This window comes from Roseicyclus persicicus, assembly GCF_012395815.1.
Lineage (GTDB): Bacteria > Pseudomonadota > Alphaproteobacteria > Rhodobacterales > Rhodobacteraceae > Roseicyclus > Roseicyclus persicicus.
In genome coordinates, this window is the sequence record NZ_JAAZQQ010000001.1 from 373,177 (window position 1) to 393,817 (window position 20,641).

Annotated in this window: 24 protein-coding genes; 9 read left to right on the plus strand and 15 right to left on the minus strand. The window is 71.5% G+C overall.

Going from position 1 to position 20,641, the window contains the following annotated elements; all coding sequences use genetic code 11:
- Positions 1–82: 82 nt before the first annotated feature.
- The 11 genes from HCU73_RS01970 to HCU73_RS02020 form a co-directional block, all read right to left on the minus strand.
- Positions 83–1,081: a BMP family lipoprotein gene (locus HCU73_RS01970; RefSeq protein ID WP_168621714.1), complete on the minus strand. Its 999-nt coding sequence runs from the start codon at positions 1,079–1,081 to the stop codon at positions 83–85.
- A gap of 164 nt (positions 1,082–1,245) precedes the next feature.
- Positions 1,246–1,695 carry a GNAT family N-acetyltransferase gene (locus HCU73_RS01975; protein ID WP_168621715.1) on the minus strand — a complete coding sequence of 150 codons (450 nt, stop codon included), beginning with the start codon at positions 1,693–1,695 and terminating at the stop codon, positions 1,246–1,248.
- Positions 1,692–2,351 (minus strand): tRNA (adenosine(37)-N6)-threonylcarbamoyltransferase complex dimerization subunit type 1 TsaB, encoded by a 660-nt coding sequence (gene tsaB / locus HCU73_RS01980; protein WP_168622343.1) that lies wholly within the window; start codon positions 2,349–2,351, stop codon positions 1,692–1,694. Before tsaB ends, HCU73_RS01975 begins: the two co-directional genes overlap by 4 nt.
- Entirely contained in the window at positions 2,338–2,901 is a 564-nt protein-coding gene (locus HCU73_RS01985) for a NifU family protein (RefSeq protein ID WP_168621716.1), read from the minus strand. Before HCU73_RS01985 ends, tsaB begins: the two co-directional genes overlap by 14 nt.
- An 81-nt stretch (positions 2,902–2,982) precedes the next feature.
- A complete protein-coding gene (locus HCU73_RS01990; RefSeq protein ID WP_168621717.1) occupies positions 2,983–3,438 on the minus strand; it encodes a DUF2267 domain-containing protein in 456 nt (151 codons plus the stop codon).
- 7 nt (positions 3,439–3,445) lie between these two features.
- A complete protein-coding gene (locus HCU73_RS01995; RefSeq protein WP_168621718.1) occupies positions 3,446–3,901 on the minus strand; it encodes a universal stress protein in 456 nt (151 codons plus the stop codon).
- Positions 3,902–3,997: 96 nt separating this feature from the next.
- Positions 3,998–4,348, minus strand: a complete 351-nt coding sequence (locus tag HCU73_RS02000; RefSeq protein WP_168621719.1) for a YciI family protein — start codon at positions 4,346–4,348, stop codon at positions 3,998–4,000.
- Between the two features lie 14 nt (positions 4,349–4,362).
- Entirely contained in the window at positions 4,363–4,950 is a 588-nt protein-coding gene (locus HCU73_RS02005; RefSeq protein ID WP_168621720.1) for a hypothetical protein, read from the minus strand.
- Between the two features lie 96 nt (positions 4,951–5,046).
- On the minus strand, positions 5,047–5,910 hold the full coding sequence (locus HCU73_RS02010; protein ID WP_168621721.1) for a branched-chain amino acid aminotransferase: 864 nt from the start codon (positions 5,908–5,910) through the stop codon (positions 5,047–5,049).
- A gap of 45 nt (positions 5,911–5,955) precedes the next feature.
- Complete coding sequence (locus HCU73_RS02015; RefSeq protein WP_168621722.1) at positions 5,956–6,177, minus strand: hypothetical protein; 222 nt, start codon at positions 6,175–6,177, stop codon at positions 5,956–5,958.
- A gap of 105 nt (positions 6,178–6,282) precedes the next feature.
- Entirely contained in the window at positions 6,283–6,777 is a 495-nt protein-coding gene (locus HCU73_RS02020; protein ID WP_168621723.1) for a VOC family protein, read from the minus strand.
- A gap of 154 nt (positions 6,778–6,931) precedes the next feature.
- Here HCU73_RS02020 and HCU73_RS02025 point away from each other — a divergent pair, with 154 nt between their 5' ends.
- From HCU73_RS02025 to HCU73_RS02050, 6 genes are all read left to right on the plus strand, one after another.
- Positions 6,932–8,560, plus strand: a complete 1,629-nt coding sequence (locus HCU73_RS02025; RefSeq protein ID WP_168621724.1) for an FAD-binding dehydrogenase — start codon at positions 6,932–6,934, stop codon at positions 8,558–8,560.
- Between the two features lie 54 nt (positions 8,561–8,614).
- Positions 8,615–8,947, plus strand: coding sequence for a hypothetical protein (locus tag HCU73_RS02030; protein WP_168621725.1), 333 nt, complete (start codon positions 8,615–8,617; stop codon positions 8,945–8,947).
- Between the two features lie 88 nt (positions 8,948–9,035).
- Positions 9,036–10,466, plus strand: coding sequence for a cell envelope integrity protein CreD (gene creD / locus HCU73_RS02035; protein WP_168621726.1), 1,431 nt, complete (start codon positions 9,036–9,038; stop codon positions 10,464–10,466).
- Positions 10,467–10,773: 307 nt separating this feature from the next.
- The gene (locus HCU73_RS02040) at positions 10,774–11,943 is read left to right on the plus strand and encodes a type III PLP-dependent enzyme (RefSeq protein WP_168621727.1); all 1,170 of its coding nucleotides are present in this window, start codon (positions 10,774–10,776) and stop codon (positions 11,941–11,943) included.
- 116 nt (positions 11,944–12,059) lie between these two features.
- The gene (locus tag HCU73_RS02045; RefSeq protein WP_168621728.1) at positions 12,060–12,986 is read left to right on the plus strand and encodes a sulfite exporter TauE/SafE family protein; all 927 of its coding nucleotides are present in this window, start codon (positions 12,060–12,062) and stop codon (positions 12,984–12,986) included.
- Positions 12,983–13,744: a TIGR02186 family protein gene (locus HCU73_RS02050; RefSeq protein WP_168621729.1), complete on the plus strand. Its 762-nt coding sequence runs from the start codon at positions 12,983–12,985 to the stop codon at positions 13,742–13,744. The genes HCU73_RS02045 and HCU73_RS02050 overlap by 4 nt, the downstream gene beginning before the upstream one ends.
- 86 nt (positions 13,745–13,830) lie before the next feature.
- Here the strand turns inward: HCU73_RS02050 and HCU73_RS02055 are convergent, their stop codons facing one another.
- The 3 genes from HCU73_RS02055 to HCU73_RS02065 form a co-directional block, all read right to left on the minus strand.
- Positions 13,831–14,565 carry an SDR family oxidoreductase gene (locus tag HCU73_RS02055; RefSeq protein WP_168621730.1) on the minus strand — a complete coding sequence of 245 codons (735 nt, stop codon included), beginning with the start codon at positions 14,563–14,565 and terminating at the stop codon, positions 13,831–13,833.
- Positions 14,562–16,088 carry an ATP-dependent DNA helicase gene (locus HCU73_RS02060; RefSeq protein ID WP_168621731.1) on the minus strand — a complete coding sequence of 509 codons (1,527 nt, stop codon included), beginning with the start codon at positions 16,086–16,088 and terminating at the stop codon, positions 14,562–14,564. The genes HCU73_RS02055 and HCU73_RS02060 overlap by 4 nt, the downstream gene beginning before the upstream one ends.
- Positions 16,089–16,198: 110 nt before the next feature.
- The gene (locus HCU73_RS02065; protein ID WP_168621732.1) at positions 16,199–17,362 is read right to left on the minus strand and encodes an alpha-hydroxy acid oxidase; all 1,164 of its coding nucleotides are present in this window, start codon (positions 17,360–17,362) and stop codon (positions 16,199–16,201) included.
- A 145-nt stretch (positions 17,363–17,507) separates the two neighbouring features.
- On the opposite strand from HCU73_RS02065, the gene HCU73_RS02070 reads away from it, so the two are divergent.
- The 3 genes from HCU73_RS02070 to HCU73_RS02080 all read left to right on the plus strand — a co-directional run bounded on the left by HCU73_RS02070 (position 17,508) and on the right by HCU73_RS02080 (position 19,336).
- Positions 17,508–18,620, plus strand: a complete 1,113-nt coding sequence (locus tag HCU73_RS02070; RefSeq protein WP_168621733.1) for a pyridoxal phosphate-dependent aminotransferase — start codon at positions 17,508–17,510, stop codon at positions 18,618–18,620.
- Positions 18,621–18,681: 61 nt separating this feature from the next.
- Complete coding sequence (gene copM, locus HCU73_RS02075) at positions 18,682–19,053, plus strand: CopM family metallochaperone (protein WP_168621734.1); 372 nt, start codon at positions 18,682–18,684, stop codon at positions 19,051–19,053.
- Positions 19,054–19,123: 70 nt separating this feature from the next.
- Positions 19,124–19,336, plus strand: a complete 213-nt coding sequence (locus HCU73_RS02080; RefSeq protein ID WP_168621735.1) for a hypothetical protein — start codon at positions 19,124–19,126, stop codon at positions 19,334–19,336.
- A 5-nt stretch (positions 19,337–19,341) separates the two neighbouring features.
- Here HCU73_RS02080 and HCU73_RS02085 read toward each other — a convergent pair whose 3' ends face one another.
- Positions 19,342–20,541: a pyridoxal-phosphate-dependent aminotransferase family protein gene (locus tag HCU73_RS02085; RefSeq protein WP_168621736.1), complete on the minus strand. Its 1,200-nt coding sequence runs from the start codon at positions 20,539–20,541 to the stop codon at positions 19,342–19,344.
- Positions 20,542–20,641 lie beyond the last annotated feature (100 nt).

A 20,641-nucleotide genomic window follows, 5' to 3' on the forward strand; every position in this document is an offset into this window, starting at 1 on the left:
GGTCCCCGGCTGTGGTCCGATGCGGAACGGGCCGCGGCGTCTGATGCACCGCGGCCCGCGCCCGTGTCACGATCTCAGGCGATCACTGCATCTGAACGGGGCAGGTGCCGTCGGTGCGGTAGTCGTGCACCATCAACTCGCCGGCGATGATCGCCGCGCGTGCGGCGTCGACGGCCTCCTGCATCTCGGCCGTGATCAGCTCGGCGTTGAACTCGTCCAGCGCGTAGCCCACGCCCTCTTCCTCGAGGCCGAAGACATGCACGCCGGTTTCGACGTCGGGGCCCGCCAGGAAGGCGTCATAGACGGCCACGTCCACGCGCTTGAGCATCGAGGTCAGGACCGAGCCGGGGTGCAGGTAGTTCTGGTTGCTGTCCACGCCGATCGACAGGATGCCCTCGTCGGCGGCAACCTGCAGCACGCCGAGGCCGGTGCCGCCGGCGGCGGCATAGACCACGTCGGCGCCCCGGGCGATCTGGCCGCGGGTCAGTTCACCGCCGCGCACCGGGTCGTTCCAGGCGGCCGGCGTGGTGCCGGTCATGTTGGCGATCACGGTCGCCTCGGGGTTCACGGCGACGACGCCCTGGGCATAGCCGCACCCGAACGCCGAGATGAGCGGGACGTCCATGCCGCCGACGAAGCCGACGGTGCCGGTCTCGGACGCCATCGCGGCCAGCATGCCCACCAGGTAGGAGCCCTCATGCTCGGCGAAGATCACCGAGCGCACGTTCGGCGCATCGACCACGGCGTCGATGATGACGAAGGTGGTGTCCGGGTAGTCGGGCGCGACCACGGACAGGGGCGTTTCCTGCAGGAAGCCCGCCATCACGATGGGGTTCGCGCCGGCCTCGGCGAGGCGACGCATCGCCTGTTCACGCTGGGCGTCGGACTGCAGCTCGATCTCGCGGAAGGTGCCGCCGGTTTCCTCGGCCCAGCGCTGGGCGCCGTTGAATGCAGATTCGTTGAACGAGCGGTCGAACTTGCCGCCGAGGTCGAAAATGACCGCCGGCCCGTCGGCCAGCGCGCCCGTGGCGGTCAGGGCCAGCGCGGCAGCGGCGCCCATCAGCGTCTTCATCATGCTCATCAATACTCTCCCGGTTGGATCGGGCCACGGCGCGTTTCTTCGGCTGCGGTCCCGTTTTGGATGCAAAGATCGGATACGATCCCCCGCCCCGAATAAGGGCAAAGCCCGCGGGCAGGGTCAACCGGATTCTGCGGGGGCGAAGGCCTCCGGCCCTTGCCGCAAGGTCAGCTTTTGAAGGGCTTGCCGGTTTTTTCCGCGCCCGTGCGGCAGGCAAGCGTCAGGGCGTCGACCGGGGCCGCGCCGGGCCTTGCGTAGTAGCCCCGGCGCAGCCCGATCCGGCCGAAACCCGCCCGCGCATAGAGCGCCAGCGCCGGGGCGTTGTCGGCCGCGACCTCGAGGAACACCTGCTCGGCCCCCGCCGCCGCGGCCCGGTCGAGGATGGCGCGCACGAGCCGCGTGCCGTGGCCCCGGCCCTGAAGCGCGGGGTCCACCGCCAGGGTCAGGATCTCGGCCTCGGGCGGCAGGATCTGCACCAGCGCAAAGCCCGCCGCGCCCTCGGTCACGGCGGCGATCACGGGGCGGGACATCAGGGCGGCGATCTCGGCCTCTGGCCAGACCTGCCCGCGGCCCGCGAAGGCCGCGGCGTGGATCTCGGCCATGCGGGCGGGCGTCATGCGGGCAGGATGGCCGGCGGCACGGCGCTCGACGGCGCGGCATCGGCGGGGCGCAGGTAGAGCGGCGCGGGGCGGGGCAGGGCGGGGTCCCGCCAGCGCGTCGCGGCGTGGCGGGCGATGGCGACGGCGCGCGGCGCCTCCTCGGTCACCGCGGCGCCGAGGCGCGCGGCGACCTCGTCGGCGCGGTCGCCGGTGACGGTCAGGCCGGTCAGCGCCCAGCCGTCGAGACGGTCGAGCGCGGCCATCTCGGGCCCCCGCGCGACGCCCGCGCCGAAGCGCTGCAGGTAGAGCTGGTCGCGCGGCGCCGCGACACAGGCCAGCAGCGGCCGGGGCTGGTCCAGCGCCATGGCCTCCAGCCGCGTCACCCCCACCGCCGGCACCCCCAGCGCCAGCGCCAGCCCCCGCGCCGCCGCCACGGAAATCCGGATGCCGGTGAAGTTCCCAGGCCCCGTCCCCACCCCGATCGCGTCGAGATCGGACAGGGCCTTGCCCGCTGCCGCCATCACCTCGGCGACGAGCGGCATCAGCCGTTCCGCCTGCCCCTTGGCCATCGCCTCCTCGGCGCGGGCCAGCACCCGGTCGCCCGACAGCAAAGCGGCCGCGCAGTGCGCGGCCGATGTGTCGAAGGCCAGGATGAGGGGCTCAGACGTTGACAGGGCGCACCTCGAGAACCTCGGGGATGTAGTGCCGCAGCAGGTTCTCGATCCCCATCTTCAGGGTCAGGGTCGACGACGGGCAGCCCGCGCAGGCGCCCTGCATGTGCAGGTACACGACGCCGCGGTCGAAGCCGTGGAAGGTGATGTCGCCGCCATCCTGCGCCACGGCGGGGCGCACGCGGGTGTCGAGCAGGGTCTTGATCTGGCCGACGATCTCGGCGTCCTCGCCGCTATGCTCGGCATGGCCGCCGGTGCCGCCGCCCTCGCCCTCCATCACCGGCGCGCCGGACTGGAAATGCTCCATGATCGCGCCGAGGATCGCGGGCTTGATGTGCTCCCAGGCCACCGCCTCGGCCTTGGTCACGGTCACGAAATCGGTGCCGAAGAACACGCCCGACACGCCCTCGACCGCGAAGATGCGGGTCGCCAGCGGCGATTTCTGCGCCGCGTCCGCATTCGGGAAATCCGCCGTGCCCATCTCCAGCACGGTCAGGCCGGGCAGGAACTTGAGCGTGGCCGGGTTCGGCGTGGATTCGGTCTGGATGAACATGGGGGCATTCCTTATCGGTTTCGTCAGATATGCGGTGGCGCGCCCGCAGAGTCAAGATTTGGAACGGTTCTAAACTCTGCCTCAGAACCCGTGCGCCGCCAGCTCCGCCGCCGAATACCCCTCCACCGCCCAGAAGGCCCGCGCCCCGGGCCCGATCCCGTCGAGCGCGCGGGCCAGCCGCTCGGGCCCCACCGCCCGGTTGAGCGCGACCGCCACCGCCTCCCGCGCGCGGTCGGTGGCGAAGTTGTGGTCCGCCCTGAGCGCCTGGATCTCGGCCAGGTAGATCGTCGCATCCGCCCAGGGCCGCGGCGGCGCGGGCTCCCAGCCTTCGAGGAACAGGGCCCGCGGCATCGCCGGCAGGATCTGGGCGAAGCGCGCCACCTCGGCCACGGTCAGGCGCGCGCGGAAGGCGCGAAAGGCGCCCTCGGCGGTGGTGTAGGCCACGTTGTCCGACGGCGTGCCCATGACCTCGCGGATGTCGCCGAGGAACCGCCGCCATTCGCGGTCCCCGTGGCGGAAGGTCCAGGGCATCGGCATCGGCGCCTCAGGTGATCTGTTCCAGCTGTTCCTTGGACAGTTCCACCGGCACGATGGTGATCGGCACCGGCAGGCTGCCCGCCTGCTTGACCATCGCCGTGACCAGCGGCCCCGGCCCGCCCTTGCCCGACCCAGCGCCCAGCACCAGGACGCCGATCTCGGGCGTCGCGCGGATATGCGCCAGGATCTCGGTCACCGGCTCGCCCTCGCGGATCACCAGCGAGGGGTCCACCCCCTGCCGGTCGCGCATCCACTTGGCGAAGACGTTGAAATGCGCCTCGATCCGTTCCCGCGCCTCGGTGCGCATCACCTCGGCGACGCCGATCCAGTGGTTGAACTCGTCGGGCGGGATCACCGACAGGATCTCGACGCCACCCTGCGTGTGGGCGGCGCGCATCGCGGCAAAGCGCATCGCGTTCAGGCATTCGCGGGTGTCGTCGAGCACGACGAGGAACTTGCGCATCGGGTCCTGTCCTCCGGGCCGCCAGCATGGCGTCTCGGGGCAGGGCTGTCCATGGGGTCGGGGCGCGCGCGGCGGGAGGCACGCGCCCCGGCTCCGTCACCCGCGCGTCACCACGGGCCGCACCTCCACCGCGCCGCCGGCCGCCGCGGGGTTCCGCGCCGCCCAGCCGAGCGCGGTGTCGAGGTCGGGCACCTCGATCACGTAGAAGCCGCCCAGCTGCTCGGCCGTGTCGGCGAAGGGCCCGTCGCGTACCACCGCCCGGCCGCCTTCCAGCCGCAGCGTCGTGGCCGTCGGCGCGGGGTGCAGCGCCTCGCCGCCGACCAGCACGCCGGCCTCGACCAGCGACCGGGTGTAGGCGCCCCAGAGCGCACCCTCGGCCGCCTCGGCCACCGCCGCGGCGGTCGCGTGTTCCGAGGGGCGGGTGTAGTTCATCAAGATGAATTGCATCGCCTGTCCCTCCCTCACCGGAACGCCGGCACGGCCGGCAACAGCGCCGCGGGCCGCCGGTCGGGGGTGCAGAGGTCGTTGTCGGCGGGGCGGACGCCGAAATGCACGCCGGTCTCGTCCAGCGCGATCAGGTCGTGGTCCCAGCCGCAGACCTCGACCGGCGCCCAGCCGGCGCAGCCCGTCGCCGAGATGTCGGTTTCCAGGTTCACCGTCAGCCCGCAGTCGGCCATGCCCATCGCCGCGGCGATCCCCGCGTCGGGCGTGAGCAGCGTGACATGCTTCCACGCCTCCTCGAAATTCCCCTCGAAGGTGCCCGGCACCGCGGCCACCGGCGCGCCCACCTCGTAGCGGCCGCCGGTGCGGAACTGGAAGGTCCGCAGCGTCATGGCCGGGTCGAGGGCATGGGTGAAGGTCAGCTGCCACTGCCCGTCCGCAAAGACGAACTCGCGGGTGCCGAAACCGCCGTACCACGGCTCGGGCGCGGCGGAGCGGAAGGTGCCGTTGAGGTCGCGGATCGCCTCCGCCCCGGCGAACTCGGCGGCGGCGGGCATGGGCTGCGCTGCGAGGAGCGCGAGCGCGAGGAGCGTCTGTCTGGTCGTCATCTGGGTCTCTCCCGGTCAGGTCCGGCACCGCACCGCGCGGCGCCTGACCGAAAGAGCCCCGTCCCGCCCCTGTTTCGACAGCCGGGGCGGAATTCTTCAGGCCGCGCTCGCCGCCCAGTCCCAGTACATCTCCCGCACCCGTTTCGTGACCGGCCCGTGCTGGTAGTGGGTGCCGTCGAATTCCTTGACCGGCGTGACCTTGTTCAGGTTGCCCGACAGGAACACCTCGTCGGCCTGCCGCACGTCATGGAAGGACAGCACGGTTTCCACCACCTCGACCCCGTCCGCGCGCAGGTTGGCCATGTGGCGCTGCCGGGTGATGCCGTTCAGGAAGGTGCCGTTCGGGATCGGCGTGAACACCACCCCGTCGCGCACCAGGAACACGTTGGCGGTGGCGGATTCGGCCAGGTTGCCCAAGGCATCCGTCACCAGCGCGTTGTCGAAGCCTTTCGCCTTCGCCTCGGCCAGCATCCGCGCGTTGTTGGGGTAGAGGCAGCCGGCCTTGGCGTTGCACACGTTGTCCGTCAGGACGGGGCGGTGGAACTGCGTCGTTGTCACCCGCACCGCGGCGTCGGGCGCGGCCATCGGCACTTCCTCCAGGCAGATGCAGAACCCCGCCACGGTCTCGGCGGGCAGGATGCCGTAGGCGCCGCCGTCGATGCCCCAGAACATCGGGCGCACATAGACCGGCGTTGCCTTGGGGTAGCGCTTCAGCCCCTCCCACGCGATCTCGAAGATCTGCTGGCCTGTCAGGCCGGGGTGCAGCATCAGCGCGCGGGCAGAACGCACCACCCGCTCGCAATGGGCCAGAAGGTCGGGCGCCATGCCGTCGACGTAGCGCGCGCCGTCGAACACGGTCGTGCCCAGCCACGCGCCGTGATCGGCCGCCGCCATGATCGGCTGGTTGCCGTCATGCCACGCGCCGTTGACGTAGGTCTTGATGTTGGTGCCGACGGCCATCCGGTCTCTCCCCCGCTCCGAAACGGGGGAGAGCCTAAGGGTAGATCAGCCGGCAGGTCCAGAGAAGAAGCCCTGCTGGTAGTCCATCGAGGCCCCGCTGCGGGGCATGCGGCGCGGGGCGGGGCCCCGGGCGGCGGCGGCATGGGCGGTCGCGCGCCCGTGCTGGGCGGCATGGTCGGGGCGCAGGCGCCCCAGGCCGGGTGCGGTCTGGCCGGAGATACCGCGGCCGGTCGGGCGCGGGGCCCGCTGGTCGGTTTTCGTCGTCATGGGGTGCTCCCTTGATCGGTGATCTCAGGTCGAGCGCGTCTTTTGCCCTGCGCGATTGCGCAAGTCAATTCCCTTGTGATCGCTAACTGTGTGCGGCTGCGCACCTTACGTGGCGGCAAGGGCCAGCAGTCCGTCGAGGTCGAGGCGTGCGTTCACCATCTGCAACTGGCCTTTCGCATCGCGCGGCCAGTCCGCCTCGGCCCGGTCGCGGTAAAGCTCGATGCCGTTCCCGTCCGGGTCGCTGAAATAGATCGCCTCGGAGACGCCGTGATCGGCCGCGCCCTCGATCTCCACCCCCGCCTCGATCACCCGCCGGAAGGCCCGCGCCAGGGCCGTACGGTCGGGGTAGAGGAACGCGGTGTGATACAGGCCCACGGCATTGCGCGGCGGGCGCGGGCCGCCCAGGCTTTCCCAGGTGTTGAGCCCGAGGTGGTGGTGATAACCCCCCGCCGACAGGAACGCCGCCTGCGCCCCGTAGCGCTGTGTGACCTCCAGTCCGATCACGTCGCGGTAAAAGGCGATGGATCGTTCCAGGTCGGCGACCTTCAGGTGGACATGGCCGATGCGGGTGCCGGGCGGGGCGGTGTAGGCTTGGGTCATGGTCGGGGTCTCCTTTGGTCGGCAGGATGAGCAAACCCGCGCCGCCTGTCTCCCCCCGCCGCCGCACCGATCCTGTGCACGGACGGCCTGACGCCGCGTCCCGGCTGACAGGGGGGCAGGGGGCCTGCTAGCCTTGCCGCGGGGAGAGGCGCGCATGGACAGGGCGGATGTCATCGTGATCGGCGCGGGGCTCGCGGGCCTCGTCGTGGCCTGGCACGCGGCCGAGCGGGGCCGCCGCGTCCTGCTCCTCGACCAGGAGGGGCCGCAATCCATCGGCGGGCAGGCGTGGTGGAGCCTCGGTGGCCTGTTCATGGTCGACACGCCGGAACAGCGCCGGCTGCGCATCGCCGACAGCCGCGACCTTGCCGCCCGCGACTGGATGGGGTCGGCGCAGTTCGACCGGCCGGAGGACGCCAACCCGCGCGCCTGGGCCGAGGCCTACCTCGACTTCGCCGCCGGGCCGATGCGGTCCTACCTGCACGGCCTCGGGATGCGCTGGTTCCCGGTCGTCGGCTGGGCCGAGCGCCGCTATGCCCCGCAGGGCCACGGCAATTCCGTCCCGCGCTTCCACATCACCTGGGGCACCGGCACGGGCGTGGTGAAGCCCTACGCCGCCCGCGTCACCGGCCACCCGCGGATCACGCTGGCCTTCCGCCGCCGTGTCACGGCGCTGATTGTCGAGGCGGGCGCGGTCACGGGGGTGGAGGGCGACATCCTGGCGGACGACGCCGCACCCATCGGGGCGGCGACCAACCGCACCGTCACCGGCCATTTCATTGCCAAGGCCGAGGCCGTGGTGATCGCCTCGGGCGGCATCGGCGGCAATCACGCGCTGGTCCGCGCCGCCTGGCCGGTGGATCGCCTTGGGCCGCCCCCAGCCCGCATGGTCTCGGGCGTGCCGGCCTATGTCGACGGCGCGATGCTCGGCACGGCCGAGGCCGCCGGCGCGCAGGTCATCAACCGCGACCGGATGTGGCACTATTGCGAGGGCCTGAGGAACTGGGATCCGATCTGGCCCAACCACGGCATCCGCATCCTGCCCGGCCCATCGTCGCTCTGGCTCGACGCCACCGGCGAGCGGCTGGAGCCGCCCTGTTTCCCCGGCTTCGACACGCTGGGCACGCTTCGGCGCATCCTGTCCACCGGCCACGCCCACAGCTGGTTCCTCCTGACGCAATCCATCATCGAGAAGGAATTCGCGCTGTCGGGGTCGGAACAGAACCCCGACCTCACCTCGGGCCGCTGGCTGGCGGTGCTGCGCGAACGGCTGGGCAAGGGGGCGACGCGGGCGGTGGAGGCGTTCAAGGCGAAGGGCGAGGATTTCGTCGTGGCGACCGACCTCGACACCCTCGTCGCCGGCATGAGCCGGATCACGCCCGAGGCCCCGCTCGACGCGGGCCGGATCCGCCAGCAGGTCGAGGCCCGCGACGCCGCCGTCCTCGGCGGCCCGCCCGACCCGCAGGTCACCGCCATCCACGCCGCCCGCCACTACCTTGGCGACCGGCTGATCCGCACCGCGAAGCCCCATCGCCTGCTCGACCCCGCCCACGGCCCCCTCATCGCCGTCCGCCTCAACATCCTGACCCGCAAGTCGCTGGGCGGGCTGCACACCGACCTGTCCGCCCGCGTCCTGCGCCCCGACGGCCGGCCGCTGCCCGGCCTCCATGCCGCGGGTGAGGCCGCGGGGTTCGGCGGCGGCGGGCACCACGGCTACAACGCCCTCGAAGGCACCTTCCTCGGCGGCTGCATCTTCTCGGGCCGGACGGCGGGTGAGGCGGTCTGAATCACGCCATCCGCCGGCCCTTTTGCCGCCCAACGCCACGGCTAATCGCGCGGCATGGACAACGACAGCCCGATCCGATTCCTCACCCCGCCGGACCGCCCTGTTCCGTCCGCCCCGGCGGGGGATGCGCTCGACCCGGTGGCCCTCGCGGTGCTGGTCGCGATCGGCCTGGGGTTGTTGTTCTGGGCGGGTCTCGCCCGGCGCGCCGCCCGCCGCCTCGCGGCGCCTGCACGGGCGCGGCGGTCCTGCCGGTGGTATCTCGACCGGCGGCGCCACGGCGTGCCCATGGCACGCTTCACCTGCGCGGCCTGCGGGGTCGAGGCCTATTCGCAGGACGGCCTGCCGCCCAAGGAGTGCAAGCGCGCGTGGCGCCCGGCCTCGCTCTGATCCGGCCGGTCGCTTCCGGTTTCCCCGCCTTGCCCCGGGGCACCCCAGCGCCGACCCTGTGCCGGCCACGACTCCGAGGACCTAGCCCATGCGCGCCACCGGCACCCGTTTCCTGATCGTGGGGCTCCTCGCCCTCCTGATGTTCATCCCGCTGTTCTTCGTCTCGGCGGTGATCGACGACCGGGCCGAGTTCAGCCGCCGGGCCGTCAGCGAGGTGGGCTTCGAATGGGGCGGCAGCCAGCTGCTGTCCGGCCCGGTCCTGATCATCCCGGTGGAGGGCCCGGTGACCATCTCCGAACTGGTCCCCGTGATCGACCCCGCCACCGGCGAGACCCGGCAGGAGACCCGGACCCGCACCGAGACGCGGCCGCGCCAGCCTGTCCACCTGCTGCCCGAGGATTTCACCCTCGACATCGCCACCACGACCGAGATCCGCAGCCGCGGCATCTTCGACGTGCCGGTCTACACCGGCACCGCCGAGGCGCGGTTCGGTTTCGACCCGGAGGCGGCCGCCGCGCTTCTGTCCGACGGCGAGCGCCTGCTCTGGGACGCCGCCACCCTGCGCGTCACGGTCTCGGAGAACCGCGCGCTCCGGGGCGAGACCATTCTGACGCTCGACGGCCGCCCGGTGCCGCTGGAACCGCGTGCCGACGGCATCGCCGGCGTCACCGCCCGCCTCGGCGACCCCCGCGCGGCCACGGACTACGCCCTGACGCTGGGCTTCAACGGCGCGGCCGAGCTGCGGGCCACCCCGATGGGGCGCAGCACCACCGTCACCATGCAGAGCGACTGGCCGCACCCGAGCTTCGACGGTGCCTTCCTGCCCGACCGCTCGGAGGTGACGGAGCAGGGGTTCACCGCGACCTGGACGATCCCGCATCTCGCCCGCCCGCTGCCGCAGGCCGCGCGCGAGGATTACGACGGCATCGCGCGGCAGGGCTCGGCCTTCGGGGTGCGGTTCTTCCAGCCCAACGACTTCTACCAGCAGGCGTTCCGCGCCGCGCGCTACGGCATCCTGTTTATCGCGCTGACCTTCCTGACCGTGCTGCTGATCGAGGGGCGGGCGGGGCGGCCCACCCACCCGGTGCAGTACATCCTGATCGGGTTGGCGCAGTCGGTCTTCGTCCTGCTGATGGTGTCCTACGCCGAGCAGATCGGCTTCGGCCCCGCCTATGCCCTGTCGGCCGGGGCGACGACGGCGCTGCTCACGCTGTTCGGCTGGGTCGGGTTGAAGCTCGGGCGGCGCAGCCTGGTGCTCGGCATCATGCTGGCGGTGACCTACGGGGTGCTCTACCTGATCCTGCGCTCGGCCGATTACGCGCTGCTGGCGGGTTCGACGCTGGCCTTCGTGGCGCTGGCGCTGACCATGATCCTGACCCGGAACGAGGACTGGTACGGCCCCGAGGGTCCGGGCCGTCCCTGGTTCGGGGGCAAGCGCCCCGACCCCGCGCCGGGCGACCTGCCACAGCCCGCGGGGCCTGTGCCGGAGGGGCCGGGCGCGGCGATGCGCGGGCGGTAGCGCGCACGGGACAAGCCATTGTTTTCGTGACATGATCCGGGTGTGCCGGGGGTGCGTCGCCCGGCACTTGTCCACAGGGCTGCCGCCACGTCAGGCGCACAAGAAAAAAAACACCGGCCCTGCGAAAAAAACCTCTTGCTTCAGATCGGCACTGGCCTCATATCGCCCCGCAAGACGCCAACGCACGCGCCTCTGTCACGGGTGGTAATCCGGGTCACCGGCCTAACCATCGCAGTTACGTAGCGACGGTAACGTCTCCCTTGGAACTTTGTGGGGCCTTCTCGCCCCCGGTCTTTCGGAGATGACCATGACCGCTACGTACGCCGATTTCTCGGCCTCCTTTGCCGTTCCGTCCGCTCGTCTCGAGGGCTTCATCGCCGCGCACCAGTTCGAGCGTCCGACGCTCGTGATCGACCTCGACCGGGTCGAGACCCAGTACCGCGCCCTGGCCACCGGCCTCGGCCCGGCGGCGATCCACTACGCGGTCAAGGCAAACCCCGCGCCCGAGATCATCGACCGCCTGATCGCGCTCGGCTCGCACTTCGACGCCGCCTCCCGCGGGGAGATCGAGCTGTGCCTCGGCCTCGGCGCGCACCCCGACACGATTTCCTTCGGCAACACCGTCAAGCGCGTGTCCGACATCGCCTTCGCGCACCGCGCGGGCATCACCCTGTTCGCCGCCGACGCGTCGGAGGAGATCGAGAAGATCGCCGCGCACGCCCCCGGCGCCGAGGTCTACATCCGCCTGCTGGTCGAGGCCTCGGGCGCCGACTGGCCGCTGACGCGCAAGTTCGGCACCACCCGCGACACCGCGCTGCGCCTGATGGCGCAGGCGCGCGACCTCGGCCTGCGCCCGGCGGGCCTCAGCTTCCACGTGGGCTCGCAGACCCGCGACCCGGCGATGTGGGGTGCCACGCTCGACCAGGTGGCCGCCGTGTGGCAGGCCGCCGAGGAGGCGGGCTTCGCGCTCGACCTGCTGAACATCGGCGGCGGCTTCCCGGCCTTCTACGGCGAGGCGATCCCGCACCCGACGGCCTATGCCGGCGCGGTGATGGCGCAGGTGGCGCAGCGTTTCCCCGAGGGCATCCGCATCATGGCCGAGCCCGGCCGCGGCATGGTCGCCGAGGCCGGCATGATCGCCGCCGAGGTGCTGCTGGTGGCGCGCAAGTCCGAGGACGACCTGCACCGCTGGGTCTACCTCGACATCGGCAAGTTCTCGGGCCTGGCCGAGACCATGGACGAGGCGATCCGCTACCAGTTCGTCACGCCCCACGACGGCGAGGCGACCGGCCCCTGCATCCTCGCGGGCCCGTCCTGCGACAGCGCCGACGTGCTCTATGAAAAGCGCCCGGTGGCGCTGCCCATGGCGCTCAAGTCGGGCGACCGGGTGCTGATCCGCAACTGCGGCGCCTACACCTCGTCCTACTCGTCGGTCGGCTTCAACGGCTTCCCCCCGCTGGACGTCGTCGTCATCTGATCCCGCTCCCCGCCCGGCTGTTCCGATCCGTCGCAGCCGGGCGGGGTCCGTGGCCGCTGGCCATGCGCCCCGCAGCGCGCTAATGCTGGGCCAGTCCGGGAAATTGGCGCGCCCCCATGCAAGTCTACCTGCCCATCGCCGAGGTCAGCGTGAACGCGCTGATGCTGCTCGGGCTGGGCGGGCTGGTCGGCATCCTGTCGGGAATGTTCGGCGTCGGCGGCGGCTTCCTGATCACGCCCTTGCTGTTCTTCGTCGGCATCCCGCCCGCGGTGGCGGTGGCGACCTCGACCAACCAGATCGTCGCCTCGTCGGTGTCCGGCGTGCTGGCGCATCTCAAGCGCAAGACCGTCGACCTGAAGATGGGCAGCGTGCTGCTTGCGGGCGGTCTCGTCGGCACGGCGGTTGGCGTGCAGGTCTTTGCGGCGCTGGCGCGGCTGGGGCAGGTCGATCTGCTGGTGCAGCTGTGCTACGTCGTGTTCCTGGGCGTGATCGGCGCGCTGATGCTGGTCGAGAGCCTGCGCGCCGCCCGCCGCGCGCGCCGGCCCGGCGCGCCGCAGCCCGGGCCGCGCAAGGCGCGGGGCTGGCTGCAGATGCTGCCCTTCAAGATGCGGTTCCGGACCTCGGGCCTCTACATCTCGGTGATCCCGCCGCTGCTGGTGGGGGCCTTCGTCGGGCTGCTGGCGGCGATCATGGGGGTGGGCGGCGGCTTCGTGATGGTGCCGGCGATGATCTACCTGCTGGGGATGCCGACCAAGGTGGTGGTGGGCACCTCGCTGTTCCAGATCATCTTCGTCACCGGGGCGGCGACCGTGATGCACGCGACGACGAACTACTCGGTCGACATGATCCTGGCGCTGCTGCTGATCCTCGGCGGCGTGATCGGGGCGCAGGTGGGCACCCGGATCGGGGTCAAGATGAAGGCCGAGAACCTGCGCATCCTGCTGGCGCTGATGGTGCTGCTGGTCTGCGGGCGGCTGGCGCTGGACCTGGTGCTGGAGCCCGCCGAGCTCTATTCCATCGCCGAGGCGAGGGCGGGGCGGTGAGGGGGCGGCTCCTCGCGCTGCTCGTCGCCGTGCTGGGCCTCGGCGCCCCGGCCGGATCGGAGACGGTGGTCGCGGGTCTGAGCCAGGAGGCGATCTCGATCACCGCGAATTTCGAGGGCTCGGAGATCCTGATCTTCGGCGCCGTGCGCCGCGACGCCCCGCCGCCCGGCGCGGCGCCGATGGAGGTGATCATCACCGTGCAGGGCCCCAGCCGCCCGGTCACCGTGCGCCGCAAGGACCGCCGCTTCGGCATCTGGGTGAACACCGACCTGTCCGAGATCGACCTGGCACCGACCTTCTACGCGGTCTCGACCACCGGGCCGCTCGAGGCGGTGCTGACCCAGACCGAGGACCTGCGGCACCGGGTGTCGGTCCCGCGGGCGATCCGGGCCGTGGGCACCGGCCTGATCGACCAGGAGAGCTTTACCGAGGCGCTGGTGCGCATCCGCACCGAGGGCGGCGCCTACCAGCTGAACGAGGGGGCGGTGCGGTTCCGCGAGGAGACGCTGTTCGACACCGCCGTGCATCTGCCCGCCGCCCTGACCGAGGGGGATTACCTGACCCGGATCTTCCTGACCCGGGACGGCGAGGTGGTGGACCTGTTCGAGCAGTCGATCCCGGTGCGCAAGGTCGGGATCGAGCGGGCGATCTACACGCTCGCGCAGGAGCGGCCGCTGGTCTACGGGCTCCTGTCGCTGGTCATCGCGGCGGCGGCGGGCTGGGCGGCCTCGGCGCTGTTCCGGTACATCCGGAGCTGAGGGGGGCGTTGCCGGGGGGCTCTGCCCCCCGTCGCCCGTTCCGGGCGCCTCCCCCCGGAGTATTTGGAAAGCAAAGATGAGGGGGGTCAGCCGCGGCCGACGTAGGGCATCTTGGTCGCCATGATGGTCTGGAACAGGATGTTGGCCGAGGGCGGCAGGTCGGCCATCAGGCGGACGGCGCGGGCGACGTCGGCCACGTCCATCACCTCGGGGGGCGCGTCGCCGCGCGCCATCGCCTGGGCGGCGGCGTCGCGCAGGAGGTCGGTTTCCGCGTTGCCGATGTCGATCTGGCCGCAGGCGATGTCGTAGGGGCGCCCGTCGAGCGCGATCTGTTTCGTGAGCCCGGTGATGGCGTGCTTCGTGGCCGTGTAGGGGGCCGCGCCCGCGCGGGGGGCGTGGGCCGAGATCGAGCCGTTGTTCAGGATGCGCCCGCCCTGCGGGTCCTGCCGCCGCATGATGCGGAAGGCCATGCGCGCGCAGAGGAACATGCCGGTCAGGTTCACCTCGACCGCGCGGCGCCAGTCCTCGACCGCGATCTCGTCGAGGGGGGCCGTGGGGGTGAAGACGCCCGCGTTGTTGAACAGCGCGTCGAGCCGGCCGGTGGCCTCGGCGAAGTCGTGGAAGGCGACCTGCACGGCGTCGGCGTCGGTCACGTCGAGGGGGAGCGGGATGGCGCGGTTGCCGTAAGGCGCGGCCATCGCCTGCAGCAGGTCGGCGCGGCGGGCGGCGAGGCCCACGGTCCAGCCGGCGGCCAGCATCTCGTGGGCGACGGCGGCGCCGATGCCGGAGCTGGCGCCGGTCACGATCATGGTGCGGGTCATGCCTCGTCTCCTTCCAGCGTCAGGGCGGCCGCGGGGGCCGGCAGGTCGTCGATGCCGAGCGGGCGTTTCGGCCGCGACAGCGCGTAGCGGGTCACCCAGATCAGTTTTTCCTCGGCGCGGGTGATGGCGACATAGGCCAGCCGTTTCCACAGCGCCTGGCCCGCCTCGGTCCGGCCGGCGCGGGCGGCGGCGTAGAGGTCGGGGGCGAAGACCTGCACCTCGGGCCACTGGCTGCCTTGCGCCTTGTGGATCGTCACCGCCGCGCCGTGCAGGAAGGCCGCGCCCATGCGGGCGGCGTAGGGGATGAAGGGCTCCTCCTCGTCGGGCTTCTCGATCTTGACGATGGAGGCGGCGGAAAAGCGGGGGCTTTCGGCGCCGATCACGTGCAGGCGGGAAAAGCCGGGCTTGGATCCGGGGCCGAGGTAGATCACCGGCGCGCCCTTGATCAGGCCGCGCGCCTCGAGGTCGATCCGGCGCTTGCGGTGTTTCAGGGGCAGTTCGATGCCGTCGCAGATCAGGGGCTCACCGGGGATCAGTTGATCCTCGGGCGCGCCATGGGCGGCGCGGAAGGCGGTGATCAGGCGGATGCGGGTGGCGTTGCGCCAGACCAGCACGGGGCTGCGCGCCATCAGGTCGCTGTCGGCGCGCGGCGCGATCTCGACCCGCGGGTCGCGGCGGGCGGCGTCCTCGATCATGCGCTCGAAGCGCTCGAAGGACAGGTCGGGGTCGCCCAGCGCGTGGGCGAGGTCGAGGATGGGGTTGTCGGCGTCCTGCCGGTGGATGCGGGCGAGGTCGAGGCGGTTGCGGCCCTTGATCTTGTCGAACACCATCTGGCCCGACTGGTTCACCGGGGCCAGCTGCGCGGGGTCGCCGAACAGCAGGAGGAAGGGGAAGATCTCGGACAGGTCCTCGAACTGGCGGTCGTCGAGCATGGAGGACTCGTCGACGAGGCCGATGTCGAGCGGGTCCTCGCGCCGTTTCCACCCGGTGATGAAGTCCGAGCCGCGCAGGCCCGCGGAGGCCAGCGCCGCGGGCACGGATTTCGTGGCGTCGTAGACCTGCTTCGCGCGGTCCATGGCGGCGTCGGTCAGGGCCTCGATCACCGGGCGTTCGCCCTGGCCCGCCAGCCATTCGGCGACCTTTTCGAACTGCGGGTCGTAGACGGGGGTGTAGAGGATGCGGTGGATCGTGGTCGCGGGCACGCCGCGCTGGCGCAGGACGCTGGCGGCCTTGTTGGTCGGGGCGAGGACGGCGACGGTACGGCGGTCCTTGCGGCGGCGGCCTTCCCAGTCGCCGGAGATGACGTCGACGCCGGCGCCCTGCAGGGCGCGGACGAGTTCCGCCAGCAGCAGTGTCTTGCCGGAACCCGCCTTGCCGACCACGGCCATGACTCTTCCCTGGCCTTCGGCGGCGGGGCTGAGGCTTTCGTCGTCGATGTCGACGCCGATCTCGCGCAGCGCCTCGGCGATGCGGTCGTGGGCCTGGGCCTGGTCGTCGGAAAAGGCAAGCGCGGGGGCGGTCATGGCGCGCACCCTAGCCCGGCGGCCGGGCGAGGGCGAGGCGTTTTCCTGCAGGAAAACGGGGTGGCAAAACTGCAGTTTTGCCGGTCGGAAAACTGCAGTTTTCCGCCCCGTCAGGTCCAGCGCGTCGTGAAATCCGCGGGCAGGAGCAGGTTGTGCCGCCCGAGGTTCGCCACATCCCGCTCGCCGCAGAGCGCCATGGTGGTGTCGAGCTCCTTGTGGATCACCTGCAGGGCGCGGGTCACGCCGGCCTCGCCCATCGCGCCGAGGCCGTAGACGAAGGCCCGCCCGATCATCGTGCCCCGCGCGCCCAAGGCCAGCGCCTTGAGCACGTCCTGCCCCGAGCGGATGCCGCTGTCGAGATGCACCTCGATCTTGTCGCCGACCGCGTCCATGATCCGCGGCAGCATGCGGATGGAGGACAGAGCGCCGTCCAGCTGCCGGCCGCCGTGGTTCGACACCACGATGGCGTCGGCGCCCACGTCGAGCGCCTTCTTCGCGTCCTCCTCGTCGAGGATCCCTTTGAGGATGACGGGTCCGTCCCACCAGCTGCGGAACTGCTTGATGCGCTCCCAGTCCAGCGACGGGTCGAAGGCCTCCGCCGTCCAGCTCGACAGCGAAGACGGGTCGGTCACGCCCTTGGCATGGCCCACGATGTTGCCGAAGAACCGCCGCTTGGTCTGCAGCATCTCCAGCCCCCACGGCACCTTGGTGGCGAGGTTCAGCATGGAGGCCAGCGTGAACTTGGGCGGGGCCGAGAGGCCGTTCTTCAGGTCCTTGTGGCGCTGGCCCATGATCTGCAGGTCGACGGTGATGACCAGCGCCGAGCATTTCGCGTCCTTCGCCCGGGCAAACAGGCGCTTCATGAACTCGTCGTCCTTGAGCGTGTAGACCTGGAACCAGAACGGCGCCTTGGTGTGGCTTGCCACGTCCTCGATGGAACAGATCGACATGGTGGACAGGGTGAAGGGCACGCCGAACTTCTCGGCCGCCCGCGCCGCCTTGATCTCGCCGTCGGCGGCCTGCATCCCGCACAGGCCCACGGGGGCCAGCGCCACGGGCATCGCCACCTCCTGGCCCACCATGGTCGTTTTCGTCGACCGCCCGGCCATGTCCACCGCGATGCGCTGGCGCAGGCGGATGTCGTCGAAGTCCGAGGAATTCTCGCGGAAGGTCTGTTCCGTCCAGCTGCCGGTTTCCGCATAGTCGTAGAACATCTTGGGGACGCGGCGCTTGTAGAGGCGCTTGAGGTCCTCGATCTCGGTGATCACGGGCATGGTGCGGGCTCCCTTCCCCAAGGCTCGCCGGAATTGGTCAGGTTTTCCTACCAATGTGCGCCGCCCCCTCGCAATGCGTCAGATGCACCCGCCGGCCCCCGCTGGCCCCTTGCCTGCGGGCGGATTTCGCCCCATCACCTGCGCCATGACCACGCCCCGCTACACCGCCCTCGTCCAGACCCTGCCCGCCACGGTGCCCTTCGTCGGCCCCGAGACGCAGGAGCGCGCCCGCGGCGCCGCCTTCACCGCGCGGCTGGGGGCGAACGAAAGCGTGTTCGGCCCGTCGCCCCGCGCCGTCGCCGCGATGGCGCAGGCCGCGGCCGAGGCGTGGATGTACGGCGACCCCGAGGTGTGGGAGCTGCGCCAGGCGCTGGCCGCCCATCACGGGGTGACGGCCGGCAACGTGGTGGTGGGCGAGGGGATCGACGGGCTGCTGGGCTACCTCGTGCGCCTCCTGATCGCGCCGGGCGATGCGGTGGTCACGTCGGATGGGGCCTATCCGACCTTCAACTACCACGTCGCGGGCTTCGGCGGTGCGCTGCACAAGGTGCCCTATGCCGGCGACCGCGAGGATCCCGAGGCGCTGATCGACCGCGCCCGCGCCGTCGACGCCCGGCTCATCTACTTCGCCAACCCCGACAACCCGATGGGCAGCTGGCACGACGCGGCCACCGTGCAGGCGATGATCGACGCGCTGCCCGAGGGCTGTGTGCTGGCGCTGGACGAGGCCTATGCCGACACCGCGCCCGACGGCGCCATTCCGGCGCTGGACGTCACGCACCCGCGCGTGATCCGGTTCCGCACCTTTTCCAAGGCTTACGGGCTGGCGGGGCTGCGCGTGGGCTATGCGCTGGCCGCGCCCGAGTTCGTCACCAGCTTCAACAAGATCCGCAACCACTTCGGCCTTGGACGCATCGCGCAGGCGGGCGCCATGGCCGCGCTGGCCGACCAGGACCACCTGCGCGCGACCGTGGCCCGCATCGCCGAGGCGCGCGCCCGCATCGGGCAGATCGCCACCGAGAACGGCCTGACGCCCCTGCCGTCGGCCACGAACTTCGTGACCATCGACTGCGGCCGCGACGGCACCTTCGCCCGCGCCGTGCTGGCCAGCCTCGTGCGGCAGGGCATCTTCGTGCGGATGCCCTTCACCCCGCCGCAGGACCGCTGCATCCGGGTGTCGGCCGGCACGCCCGCCGACCTCGACGCCTTCGCCGCCGCCCTGCCGCGCGCGCTGGAGGAGGCCGTCACGGCGTCGTGACTTGCATTCCCGTAGCTGGAAGGCTGCAGCGATCCGCCATTGACCCAAACGGAGCCCCCCGATGCGCCGCCTGTTGCCTGCCGCCGTCCTGACCGCCGCGATCTTCCTCGGCCATGCCCTGCCCGGGCCGGCCCAGACCGACCATTCCGCCCACGGCGCCCATGGGGCGGCCGCCGCCGGCCCCGCCGAGGCCGCCTTTCGCGCCGTGAACGACGCGATGCACCTGTCGATGGCGATCGACTACACCGGCGACGCCGACGCCGATTTCATCCGCGGGATGATCCCCCACCACGAGGGCGCGGTGGCGATGGCGCGGGTGGTGCTGGAGCACGGCGACGACCCCGAGGTGCGGGCGCTGGCCGAGGCGATCATCGCCGCGCAGGAGGCCGAGATCGCCTGGATGCGCGACTGGCTGGCGCGGAACGGATACTGAGGCGCGGCCCTTCCCCTGCGACAAAATGGCGCTAGCTGGTCCGGCGACAGCAACACTGCCGGGCCGCGCCATGACAGCCTTCCGTTTCCTCTACATCCTGGCGCTGGCCCTGACGGTCTTTGCCCTGTTCGTGCTCTGGGTCTGGACCGGCCCGGTGGGCGTCATGGCCGCGGCGATGCTGACCCACGGGCTGCTGCGGCTGTGCGAGCGGCAGGGCGACGCGCAGGCCGCCGAGGCGCGGAAGGCGCGCGAGGACGACCTCGCCCGCGCCTTCCGCCGATAGCGGCGTCAGCCCTCGGCGATCACGTTCACCGCGGCTTCCAGGCCGGTGGGCCCGTGCGGGATCTGCAGCGCGGCCATGCCGGCCTGCAGCGAGGCCAGAACGCCCAGCACCATGTGCGCGTTGACGTGGCCCATGTGGCCGATGCGCAGGAAATCCTCCTTGCGCCCGTTCGGGCCCGCGATCTCGCCCAGCGGGATGCCCAGCGTGACGCCGGCGTTTGCCGTCATCCAGTCGCGCAGGCGCTGGCCGTTGCCGTTGCCGAAGTTCACCGTGGTCACCGCGTGGCTGCGCTTGGCGCGGTCGGCGATGTTGGGCCGCACCGGGCCCGCCTGCCCCCAGACCTCCAGCGCGGCCCAGACCGCGCGGGCGAGGACGGCGTGGCGGTGCCAGACGGCCTCCAGCCCTTCCTCCTTCAGGATCATGTCGAGCGCGGTGCGCAGGCCATAGAGGTGGTGGGTCGGCGCGGTGCCGTTGAAGTAGCGGTAGTATTCCTCGGGGTTCGCCCGAGGCCGCCAGTCCCAGTAGGAGGTCACGAGGTTCGCGGTCTCGCGCGCCCGGTCGGCCTTGTCGTTGAAGAAGACGAAGCCCATGCCGGGGGGCGTCATCAGGCCCTTCTGGCTGCCCGTGACCATCACGTCGACGCCCCAGTCGTCCATGTGGAACTCGTCGCAGGCGAGGCAGGCGATGTTGTCCGAGAACAGGAGCGCGGGGTGCCCCGCGGCGTCCAGCGTGGCGCGCAGGGCCGCGATGTCGTTCTTGACGCTGGTCGAGGTGTCGACCTGCACCGCCATCACCGCCTTGATCCGGTGGTCGGTGTCGGCGGCCAGCGCCTCGGCGACGCGGGCCATGTCGATGTCGCTGCGCTGGCCGAAGTCGATGATCTGGCAATCCACGCCCATCGCCGCCGCCATCTCGCCCCAGCCGAGGCAGAAGCGCCCGGTGCCGAGGATCAGGATGCGGTCGCCGCGGCTGAGCGTGTTGGCCAGCGCCGCCTCCCACACGCCGTGGCCGTTGGCGATGTACATGGCGACATGGTGCCGGGTGCGGGCGATGGCCTTGAGGTCGGGCACGAGGCTTGCCGTCAGGTCGACCAGCTCGCCGGTGTAGATGTTCGGCGCGGGGCGGTGCATCGCCTGCAGCACGCGGTCGGGCATGACCGAGGGGCCGGGGATGGCAAGGTAATGGCGGCCGTTGGCAAGGCTCATGTCAGGGGTTCCTCCGTCACGGACGGCCGAGAGGTAAAGCGGGGGCGGGGCCGGGTCAATCGGCCGGGGCGGCTTGGCCTCGGGCGCGGCGATGATTAGC